Origin of the sequence: Haloferula luteola (assembly GCF_014201715.1) — a bacterium.
Taxonomy (GTDB): Bacteria; Verrucomicrobiota; Verrucomicrobiia; order Verrucomicrobiales; family Akkermansiaceae; genus Haloferula; species Haloferula luteola.
Window position 1 is genome coordinate 66,115 of sequence record NZ_JACHFD010000020.1, and the last position, 11,360, is coordinate 77,474.

General features: G+C 56.8%; 8 protein-coding genes. 4 read left to right on the forward strand and 4 right to left on the reverse strand.

Annotated elements, in window-relative coordinates; genetic code table 11:
- The first annotated feature begins 45 nt into the window (after positions 1-45).
- The 4 genes from HNR46_RS16395 (at position 46) to bioB (ending at position 3,997) form a co-directional block, all read left to right on the forward strand.
- Positions 46-987: an ROK family protein gene (locus HNR46_RS16395; RefSeq protein WP_184020721.1), complete on the forward strand. Its 942-nt coding sequence runs from the start codon at positions 46-48 to the stop codon at positions 985-987.
- A gap of 30 nt (positions 988-1,017) precedes the next feature.
- Complete coding sequence (locus HNR46_RS16400) at positions 1,018-2,163, forward strand: MalY/PatB family protein (RefSeq protein WP_184020723.1); 1,146 nt, start codon at positions 1,018-1,020, stop codon at positions 2,161-2,163.
- Positions 2,164-2,213: 50 nt separating this feature from the next.
- Complete coding sequence (locus HNR46_RS16405) at positions 2,214-2,891, forward strand: hypothetical protein (protein WP_184020724.1); 678 nt, start codon at positions 2,214-2,216, stop codon at positions 2,889-2,891.
- 113 nt (positions 2,892-3,004) lie between these two features.
- A complete protein-coding gene (bioB, locus tag HNR46_RS16410) occupies positions 3,005-3,997 on the forward strand; it encodes a biotin synthase BioB (RefSeq protein ID WP_184020725.1) in 993 nt (330 codons plus the stop codon).
- A gap of 1,373 nt (positions 3,998-5,370) precedes the next feature.
- Here bioB and HNR46_RS16415 read toward each other — a convergent pair.
- From HNR46_RS16415 to HNR46_RS21430, 4 genes are all read right to left on the reverse strand, one after another.
- A complete protein-coding gene (locus tag HNR46_RS16415) occupies positions 5,371-6,255 on the reverse strand; it encodes a hypothetical protein (protein ID WP_184020726.1) in 885 nt (294 codons plus the stop codon).
- Positions 6,256-7,253: 998 nt separating this feature from the next.
- Entirely contained in the window at positions 7,254-7,559 is a 306-nt protein-coding gene (locus tag HNR46_RS16420) for a hypothetical protein (protein WP_184020727.1), read from the reverse strand.
- Between the two features lie 403 nt (positions 7,560-7,962).
- Positions 7,963-9,006, reverse strand: a complete 1,044-nt coding sequence (locus HNR46_RS16425; RefSeq protein WP_184020728.1) for a carboxypeptidase-like regulatory domain-containing protein — start codon at positions 9,004-9,006, stop codon at positions 7,963-7,965.
- 2 nt (positions 9,007-9,008) lie between these two features.
- On the reverse strand, positions 9,009-11,186 hold the full coding sequence (locus HNR46_RS21430) for an alpha/beta hydrolase (protein ID WP_184020729.1): 2,178 nt from the start codon (positions 11,184-11,186) through the stop codon (positions 9,009-9,011).
- Positions 11,187-11,360: the final 174 nt, after the last annotated feature.

The window sequence follows — 11,360 nt, forward strand, 5'->3', positions numbered from 1 at the left end:
GAAAATGACGTGCCAAGCCCGGTAGGAGCCCCTACACCTCCCGCCATGACGAATGACGGCACGGCCATCGGCATCGATTTCGGCGGGACCTCGGTCAAGATCGGCGTGGTCCGCGGAGCTGAAGTCGTCGACCACGCGCCCCCCATCGCCACCCAAGACTTCGATGGACCTGAGCCCCTCCTGGTGGCCATCTGCCGCACCGTCGAAGATCTTCGCATCCACCACCCCGGGATTCTCGCCATCGGAGTCGGCATGCCTGGATTCGTCGATTTCGAACAAGGCGTCGTTCGCAACCTCACCAACGTTCCCGGCTGGCACGAATTTCCGCTCAAAACCCGCCTCAGCCAAGGCACTGGTTTGCCCGTCATCGTCGATAACGACGCCAACTGCATGGCCTATGCCGAATGGAAACTCGGCGCTGGGCGCGGCATGCAGCACCTCGTCGCCATCACCCTCGGCACAGGCGTCGGCGGCGGACTGGTCGTGAACAACCAAATGGTCCGCGGCGCCCGCTTTGGAGCCGGCGAGCTTGGCCAAATGTCCATCGACTGGAAAGGCCTCCGCGGCACCTACGGCAACCTCGGCGCCCTCGAAGAATACATCGGCAACCAGGAAATCACCCAGGCCGCCAGCGACGCCTACCACTCCCGTGGCGACCATCGTTCGCTCGGAGATTGCACGCCCGCGCAACTCTCCCGAGCCGCCGAAGAGGGCGACCCCGTCGCGCTTGAGCTCTGGAACACCATCGCCGGTCAGCTCGCCAATGTCCTCATGGACTGCTGCTGGCTCCTCAATCCTGAAGCTCTCATCATCGGCGGTGGCGTCGCCAAAGCCGGACCCTTGCTCTTTGGTCCCCTCCAAGAAGCCCTCTTTTCCCAACTCAGTGACCCCTTCAAAGAAGCCCTCCAAGTCCTTCCTGCCCGCTTCGGCAACGAAGCAGGCATGATCGGTGCCGCCACCCAAGCCTTGGAATCCGTTGCTCCCTGAGCCACCCACCTCTCCTCGACCCACGCTCCCATGCCTTCGCCCTTCGATACCGTCATCCCACGCCGCGGCACCGGAAACATCAAATACGACCGCCGCCCTGACCTCGATCCGTTCTGGGTCGCCGACATGGACTTCGCCTCCTGTCCGGAAATCCTGGATGCCCTCCATCGTCGCGTCGATCACGGCATCTTCGGCTACGCCCAAGCTCACGACGGGCTCAATGAAGCCGTCATTCAGTACCTCGCCTCCCGTCATCACGCTCAGGTCCCACTCGACCACATCGTCCACCTCGGTGGCCTCGTCCCCGCCCTCTCCCTTGCCGCCCGCGCCTTTTGCCCCAATGGCGAGGCGGTCATGACCTGCACCCCGGTCTATCCACCTTTCCTTGGCGTCCACCGCGATGCCGCCGCCAAGCTCATCACCGTCGACCACATCCTCGTCGACGGGCGCTTCGAATTCGACCTCGAAGCGATGGCTGCCGCGGTCACCCCAGAGACCCGTGTCTTCATCCTCTGCAACCCCCAAAACCCTCTGGGCCGCGCCTTCACCGAAAACGAAGTCGTTCAAGTCGCTACCTTCTGCCGCGACCACGACCTGATCTTGGTTTCCGACGAAATCCACTGCGATCTCATCCTCGACGAAGCTGCCACCCCTCATTTTTCCGCCACTCGACTTCCCGACGACCTGCGTCAGCGCACCATCACCCTGCTCTCCCCCAGCAAAACCTGGAACATCGCCGGCCTCGGATACGCCTTTGCTGTCATCCCCGACGACACTCTACGCCGCCGTTTCGGCGCCGCCCGCGGCCATACTCTCAGCGAAATCAACGCCCTCGCCTTCTACGCTGCCGAAGCCGCCTACCGCCACGGAGAACCCTGGCGCCGCGAACTCGTCACCTATCTTCGCGGAAACCGCGACACCCTCCACGCCTACCTGGCCGAGCACGCACCACAGCTTCACCCTGTCCTCAACGACGCCACCTACCTCTCGTGGATCGATGCCCGCGAGACCTCCCACGAGAATCCCGCAGAGTTTCTTGAGTCCGCTGCCAAGCTCTTCGTCTCCGATGGCGCCTACTTCGGTTGGCCCGGCTGGATCCGCTTCAACTTCGCCTGCCCACGCTCCCGCATGCTTGAAGGACTTGAAAAAATGACCCGTGCCTTCGCCGGAGCCTGAATTCTTGCCATTGCCACCCGCGCCCATCGGCGCTCCAATTTCGCAACGCCATGCGACGGATCTTCCTCACTCTACTCCTTTTCGCCCTCGCGCCTTTCGCCAAGGCCGACCACGTCATCGTGACCGGAGGCCCCGCCCTCCGACAATGGGAAGACCTGCGCGTCAAACAAGATCAACACGACCGCTGGTGGGCCAACTTTGTGCGCGCCTCCACCCTCCGCATGGTGGAAATCCGCAAAGCCTACGGACCCAACGCGCCCATTGTCTGGATCGTCTACCGCCCCGGCTACCAAACCCGCTCCGCGGAAGACGGCAAGCCCTACACCACTTGGCTCGCCGACCGCGCCGCCGAACGCAATGCCACCCTGAAGTGGGTCTCTTCCTCCGGCGACTTCGTCAACGCCCTTAACAGCCAACCTCGAGGCTCCATCGAGACCTTCGATTACTTCGGCCACAGCAATAAGTTCTGCTTCATGCTCGATTATAGCAATGGCATCATGGGCGCTTCCACCGCCTGGTTCCATGAAAACGACATCTCACGCGTCCGCCGCAACATCTTCGCCAAGAACTCCTACTGCAAAAGCTGGGGCTGCCACACCGGCGAAAGCATGAGCAAGGTCTGGAAAAGCCGCTTCGGCCTTCCCCTTGAAGGCGCCGTCGGCCCCACCGACTACGTCGTCGTCGGCCAGGGGAAACTCCCCGTCGTCCACGGCCGCTGGGCCCGCTGAGACCTCCACCGGAGCAAGCCACAAGCAACAAAGCGCAAGGAACAGCGAGCCAAACCTCTCCCTTTCCGTTTCACTTCAGCCCGATCCTCAATGGTTCACCAACCCACTTTCCCATGACTTTCGACGAACTCAAAGCCCTCCACGACCTCCCGCTCTTCGAGCTACTCAAGCGCGCCCGCGATGTTCACGAAGCCCATTGGCCCGACGGCGAAGTCCAGCTTTGCACCCTCCTCTCCATCAAAACCGGCGGATGCTCTGAAGACTGTTCCTATTGCGCCCAATCCGCTCGCTACACCTCCGGTGTGACCCTCGAACGCCTCATGGAGAAAGAGGCCGTCATGCAACGCGCCCGCCATGCCCGCGAAACCGGCTCCACCCGCTTTTGCATGGGAGCCGCCTGGAGAGGCGTCCGCGGAGGCACCGAGCGCTTCGAGCAAGTCCTCGATATCATCCGCGAAGTCTCCACCCTCGGCATGGAAGTCTGTGTCACCCTCGGCGAACTCGGCCCCGACGAAGCCAAACGTCTCCGCGAAGCAGGCGTCACCGCCTACAATCACAACCTCGACACCTCGCCCGAACACTACCCGAGCATCGTATCCACCCACACCTACGAGGACCGCCTGCGCACGATTCGCAACGTTCAGGACGCCGGCATGTCGGTCTGTTGCGGTGGCATTCTGGGCCTCGGCGAGACCACCACCGACCGCCTGCGCATGCTCGAAGTCATCTCCAGCTTCAATCCCCAGCCGGAGAGCGTGCCCATCAATTCCCTCATGCCCATGCCCGGCACGCCCCTCGAAGGAGCCGCCCCAGTCGAGCCTCTCGACGTCGTTCGCATGATCGCCGTCGCCCGCATCGCCATGCCGCGGGCAAAAGTTCGCTTGTCTGCCGGCCGCGAAAGGATGTCGGATGAAACCCAGACCCTCTGCTTCCTCGCCGGAGCCAACTCAATCTTCTACGGCGAGAAACTCCTCACCGCCAAAAACCCCGCGATTGAGCGCGACCGCGCGCTCCTCGGCAAACTCGGCCTCGGCACCCTTGCCCCCAATCCCGCCATGAATGCCCCCGCCGCGGTTGAGGAAACACCCCTTTGCCCAAGCTGCTAAGTCCCCACGGACATCCCCCCGCTTCAAGCACCCGCGGGAAAACCCCGGGCTCGCCATCGGGATCCGATGGACCTCGCCGACCACCTTTCAGCCAAAAGCGGCACGATGAGGGAGTCCGTTTCCTCCATCGTCCCCTCTCCTGGGGATTTCCCCGTCATCACCAGCCCCAGGCCGATACCATTTCTCATCGGATCTTCCCTCTTTGAAGGGTCCTCCCGCTTCACCGAGCCAAGTGACCCACAGGCCCGCCTGAACAGCAAACCACTCACTTCGAGGAAGATACCCACCATCCCTCGCTGGGTGGACTCTGGACCTTGACCGCGTGCCCCCCACCCTCACCTGGGAACTCGGTCAAGCGCGAGAACCGCGACGTCGATCTCAGCATCCGAGTTGCTCTTCATCGCACCCTCAACACCGAGAGATACGCGCAGCCGCGGAGTCCATTTCCCCTCTGAAACCCGGCTTCTCTCCCTCCTTCCCTCAAAAAGTCCGGATTCCGGCGTCGATACCATTCACTCATCGATCATCATCACGACGACGGCCGATCGACGACTCCTTTGGACCAAACCGCCTGCGAACGCTCCGCATTCCTGCCACCAGTAAATGGCCCAACAGGAAACAGTTGGCGACGCAGGTGCCGCCAACAATTCCTATCATCAAGGCAATCGTCCCTGGCCCATGGAGCGCCAAAATCTCGTATCCCATCCAGCCCATGGGAAAAGACAGCACCCTCATCACACCCTCTGCCCATCCGATCCAGAATGCACCCAAATCAGTCCTTACATTCATAACCCACCAACAGAACAACCACCCAATCGACAATACGATTGAGACCCATCCTCCCGCCGTAGGAACCTTGATCCCTGATTTCATACTCCGCCAAAACTTCAGAACTCAGCCCCAGACCGGATCAGGCCTCCAGCGCCCAGCTGGTTTTCTTAAGCAACTGATGAATGCAACCATCAGCAAAACAAAGATCCGGCGTGACAGCCAGAAATATCCGCCAGTTCGCCCGCCGCCTACCAGTTCCCGGAATCCACACCTAGCCGGGTGACTCGACAGCCTCGTTGTGCTCGACCGATTTCATGAATTAGCTGGCGGCGCGAACCGAAAAGTCTCCTCCCCAAGTCCGACCCCAACCGATGCTGCCGTCGTGAGCATCATGGAAGTCACGAAGTCCGTCAGTCGAGTGAACTCAGTCTCGCTTGTCACTGTCACGGAGACCGTGAGCGGATCAGTGCTACGATCAACGGTTAGACCGACCGTTCCACTCAAAGGGGCCAACCCCTCACAGAATTCAAAGAATCCGTACACTTTGACGACCGGCCGCGAAGCCTGGAGATTCTGAACTCGGTAACCGCTAGTGTTGCACTTCACTCTTGAAGCCGCGAGGTGTCTTTTCCGAATAGCTCTGGCAGGTTCCTATCCTCATACACGATCTCAGCTAGCGAAGTCATTTCGTCACCCACCACACGATCAACCCTTCGATGAAAGCAAATCAATGCAGATTCCCCGATGATGCCAATCGACGCTGAAGAGTTGCCCCACCCACGACCCAATTCATGGGTGACACACTGCCCGGTTGCTGGGTCAAATTGGGAGAAATTCAGCTTGGATTCGTCACTGTCGAAACTCATCCACGCCACGTATGCGAAACCATCATGAATCAGAACGTTCGAGTCCTGAGGGAACCAATAGACTCTTATTGGATCCCCGATGATGACTGAATGGAGAAGCTTCGCCGAACTCATTTTGAATGAGTGAATCATGAATAGGAAGTCTTCCCCTACCTTGGTTGGCTCCTTCGGAGAAGCCGTCACGACAACGGTGTCGCCTGAGATGGCCGCGCCGTGAATCATGCTGACATACCTGTCACCCCATTCTAAAGGCATCTTCGCGACTTCGCGACCCTCAATCTTGACCATGAACGGTTTGCCGTTGTGCTTAGGATCCCATTCAGGAAACACATAATACGCGTCCTGAGTTAGAACATGGATCCCCTCAAGCTCCTCATCCAATTCAACTGGAGGCCCAATCTCAGGCGGTGGTTCCGACTTTTGGCGACGCGAAAGAAATGTTCCGTCTGCTGCTAACACGCTCTTGTATGATTGCTCATCGGTAGTGTTGCGAAAATAGACCGCAAAACGACCATTTTCGACTCGAACCGAAGGTTCAATGTCACCTGAGTCATCCTGATGCGCTAAGGCGACCGAACTGACGAAGAAGATAAAAATGAAGATTGCTAGTCGCTCGAACATATTTTTGCAAAACGTTATAGAGCATCGGACCGGCGGGAAGAAAGCCTCGATTCAAGAAACGACATTGTCGCCGGTTCGGTTGTAGACTTGTACGCTTGGGTTTTTCGGTCTCGGGTTCCAGCATTCACTCACCCTCGTCGACTACGAAAATAGCCCCTCCACGGTGGCTGACAGAAACTCGCTCATATCCGTTCGCCTGATAGAAAACCTCGATCCACCGTGCTGCTTCGTCGGGCAAATCTGGAGTCAGTTCGCCGCGAGTATCCAATCCGCTCCAGAAGCTGGCGATAAAAACTCAATAATGCCGCTGATAGCGGTTCGCCCTCCTGTGCCTTGTCCGGCTTGCTTTATTGAAACCCAAGGGGAGGAACATCCTGCTCGGGGAATTTTCGCGCATACTCACCACTCTGCTCCCACCGAGGCCAATTCTGGTCTGTAGCAATCAAACGGTCGCTGCGGAGAAGCGTCACTCGTCTTGGGTTGGGTTCCGCCAGGCTGAAAGCCCCATTCAGTGGTTCGTAGTCAAGTCCCTCAACAAACGGTCTCCCTAGCTCGGAATTCGGCCCACCCCACGACTCCAACAGAGTCTCGTAGTCAGTCGGACCGTCAGAATCGGCCTCTTGCCGTGCTTCCACTGCAAGAAAATGAATCGCCACAAAGTGCGCCTCTCGCTCGCGCCTGTCAGCAAGCAACCTTCGTTGCCACATCGCCAAACATGCCGAGATCGTAAGGAGGGCAATGGCGACGATCGCAACTATGATGGAACGTCGTTGTCGCACAGCTTCTTAGCCAGACCCTATAGCTGGGATTTGAAACAGTCGAGCACCGTCGGTGTGGGTTGAGAGGACTTCCATCCGTGCCCAAGATCCCGCTGAGTCCGCGAGAACCAGCAAACCAGCCGATCCGCCAAAATTAGCATCCATCATCGCCCCTCGCCTACGAGCCCCCCGGGATCTACCCTTGGCAGGGTGATTCGACAGTCTCGTTCTGCCATTCATTCAATCGTTGCCGGTTAGAATCGAGGTCATCCCGGAGACGATGAAGAATCCGAATATCAGGGGCCCAAAGCAGAGGTTCAGGAGGAAAACCCACCGTGACGCAAGAACTCGCCCCTTGCCCGCCAATCGGATCGTGTAGACGACCGACGCCAGCAAGGAAACGATGATGCCAATCTCGAGTACTGCGTGCGTATTGAGAAACGCACGGCGTCCGAGAAACTCAGCGATGCCATAGCCGGTCAAGGTAAGAGTCAATCCGAGCGGAGGGAAGCGTCCGGTGAAGCGTTGGAACGAGAAGGCCGACATGGTGCCGCGCTGGATCGCCCTCGGGGCTGCTGTGGGCCGAAGCAGGCATCCGCAAGGTGCGGCATGCGGACGACCTCCCCCGTTTGGCGACCGCGCTGTCGCTCTGCGCTCCGAGGGACAGCGCGGGGCAGGACCAACTTGTCAGGAAGCCACCAACCGATGAATCTCAACCCGACCGGCTGCCACCGATTCTAACGATCTGAGGGACATCCCCGGCCTCCGCCGGATGTCTCATTATCTGCGGAACCACCAGTGCGGGTAGCGAAGGCAGGATGGCTGCCCTGGCCAATTTCACAATCTGAGCAAAGCGAACACGAGGCCAGCACCAGCAGTCAGCATGCCGAAGCGGCTTTGCAGGACAGCCTGGGTGGCCTTCGTTTCGCGCGGCAGCGGTGAGGCGTCGTCACTGCTCAAAGTTGTTCGTCCCGTCAAGATTATACCAGACTTCCGCATCGGCCTCGTGCGTTCGTCCGGTTTTCACTTCGATCCGTGCCTTGGCATAGGTGCTGTCGTCAAACTGGATCCAGAAGTCCCTTGTCCCGTTCGGGCTACTGCGTATCCAATTCCCCTCCATGTCCTTCGGCATTTCTAGCCTAAAGACTGGCTGATAGCCATCTGTCGGGGCAGTGACGGGATCGATTTCAGTGATGGCCCGAAGCTTTCCTGCCGAAACCCGGATCTCAGCCCGCCAGTCATATTTGTCGTAGCTGAAAGGCACCGGGCAGGACGACCAACAGCGAACCTCGATTTCAATCGCTTTCCCTCCGGCTCGCAGTGCGATTTTTTGTGGGGTTCCATTCTTATTGACAGCCACATGGTCTTTCTCCGAATAGCCAAGGTCGGCAGGCGGATTTTTTTTACGGAGAACAAACACTTGAGGGTTATCTCGGGTGGGAGGCGCATAAGCAGGCATTGCATCCATCGAATAGTAAATTGTCCGAGAAGACACATCAGAACCCATTGTTTCGTTGGAAGTTGCCGCATAGCCATCTTTAGTGACCCTAACACGAGCTCTGGCCCCCTTTTTCCCTAAAAGCTCAAAGAGTCCTTTCTCATCTGAAAAAACAACATAGCTCTTCATTCCCGCCTGTTCATCAATAACAATATCAGCCTTTACACCAACAATCGGATTGCCATTTTGATCAACCACCTTGCCCCAAAAATCAATGGGGGTGCTGTAATCTCTCCTGAGCAAATCCTTCATTTTTTCCATCCTGCTTGCCCCGTTCTCCTGTTCGGCCTGTCTGATCTTCTCGACAGACAACCCATCTTTAACAGGCAGCACGTTTCGCAGATTTTCTTGTTTTGAAGATGCAATTTTATGTGGTGATTCTTGCTTAGCCTTTCCTTGGGATTCTTTGTTTTTTGGAGGTTCCTTCCAGACGAAAATTACAGTTGCGATTCCCAAGAGAAAAATAGCGACTCCATATATTAAAAAATTATTCATGTTTACGGAATTGGGTTGAGTCCAAATTTCTCCATTAGATCGTGGTAGAACTGATCGGTCTTTTGGATTCGCCACAGGTATTCAGCACTATGCGTGGATCCGAATCCATATTTGGCACCCATATTTATTTTGTCACTGATCACGCCAGCGGTGCGCCCTTCCGCTCCAACAGCTTTAGTTCTTGAAGCTGTCGCGTATGCTGCGGACTCCGGAAACAATCGAAGATGACGTCCAAATTCCGTGAGGAAATCTATATAAATTTTAGTTCCATTCGAACGATCAGGATCATACTTATACCCAGTCAACCCCCATGTTTCAGGCTTGTAGCTTTTGTTATTATCTTCCCAGCCGCCGACCTCACCAACCAAAGGGACATTAATTTTCCCCGTCAAAGCCGAATCACCCTCAAGATAAAAATTGATTAATTTTGCTCCATTTGTTTGTGATATTTTTTCTCTAAAACCGAAGGATTTCGTGATGGGGTCAGAGTCCCCATCTGGAGTTTCCCTGTCAAATTTATATAAAGAACTGTTTCCATCGAAGCACATGGCGGGTATTGCTGCGTGCAGGAGTGCGTAATTGTCAACCGCCATCTCTTCCCTTAGCGCAGAACTCGCCACCACATTACCCATGCTATGGGCCGCGATATTCCTTGTATATTCAGATGGCAGACTGTTGACAAACGCGGCCACCCCTTTCCCTGACAACCAAGCCCGGTAGTCGCTGATATTGTAGGTGAACAAACCATCTGTCCACCCATTGGTGTCCTCTGAATAGGTCGGCCACCTCACGAAGGCGAAGCGGCCTTTATATCCGGTTTGCCACAGCCGTTTGAACATGCTCTCCGCGTATTTCTGGGAACCTGTGTAGGTCATCCTCCAGCCATACACAAACACAAGGTATTGTTTTTCCTCTTCGGGATCCTCGATGAAAGGTTTCCCGTTCGGATCCCAGACCCAGCCAATTTGGGGAACTGGAGGTGTAACTGTAGGATTGAAAGGATCTCCCACAAAATCACTCGGTTCCGTGAAAGCATCGGGGTCATCAGGGGTGATCTTCGCTCGCTGATACATGTTGCGGACATCCAGAAGATTGATCCAGCAAGAACAGCCTTCCCCAAGAACTTCATTGCCTTTCTTGAACTCAAGCACCAGTTCCCCCTTGCCTATTGAAGCTCCTTCAAAAAGCAGGTAGCGATAAGGGTTCCCGCTGGTGATTTCCGGGTAATTCGGGTTTGCCTCACCTGTCCAGAAGCTGGGCAGGAACGTGTATCCGCTGCTTGCCGTCACTCGTCCGGGATTGCCAAGCACCAGATGGCGGGCGGCAATCTGCTCATCCAGCAGATAGTCACGGTCTCCGTCCTCATCCAGGTGAAGCCAGAGATTGAGCGCGGGATTCCCTTCCACCGTTCCCTCCTTGAATTTCATGGTGAGTTGGATTTCCCCGCTCTTGAGTTGCTCATGGAATCCACCGACCATCAGTTGGATACGGGCGAAGTCTTCCAGATCCCGCTGTGAAGGAATGATGCCGTCCACATGGTCAGGCTGAGAGTCTTCCCCATATTCCTCTTCGTCTTCTTCTGAGTCATCGTCATTGTTGATCCAGAAGCGATAGGGAGTCGCCGAAGAGGTCTGGTCGATTCCGAATTCCACCTCACCGTCCCGGTTTGCATCAACCGCTAAGTCCACCGGCAGGAGATCCACATCATACCGCATCTCGTTCTCGAAGGTCCCTTCGTTCGCTTCCAAGGGGTCCAACACCACGCCTGTTTCCGACACGTTCTCCCCTGCACGAACCGTCAGCTTCACCACCTCCGGGTCGCCTAGCGTGACTTTCGTCGCTTCGTTGATCGCCCCTTCAAACCACGTCCCTTCGTTTTGGTAGTCCAAGGTCGAGGCTTTCGTCGCGATCTTCAGGAACGGAACCTCAAGGTCTTCGATGAGTCTCCGGTTGAGCAGCACCCAAACCTTCTTCGTCGCATCGGTTCCCCAGTATTTGAGGTAGCTCATTTCCTCCCCGTTTCCGCCATCCGGCACGGTCACCTCTCGTGAATGGAAATGGAAGCTCCCCCTCACCGCCTCCAAAGCTGGGAGATCCCAGGCTCCCCATCCCGCCGGGGGTTGCTCGGGAAAATCCTGGTGGCGGCTCAATTTCTGTTTCCCCATGGTCACATCGATCACCCCTGGAACCGGTGGGTAGGCGGGCCAATTCAGTTCGCTTAGGCCCAGCCAATCTTCCAGCTCCTCCTGCTCGATAGCCCCCCCGTTGATCAAGGCGCTCACGCCGGTGCTCAACAGATGCGTCGATCGATACGCCCATTCTGGATCCGCATAGTCCGACGCCCGATAGGTCCG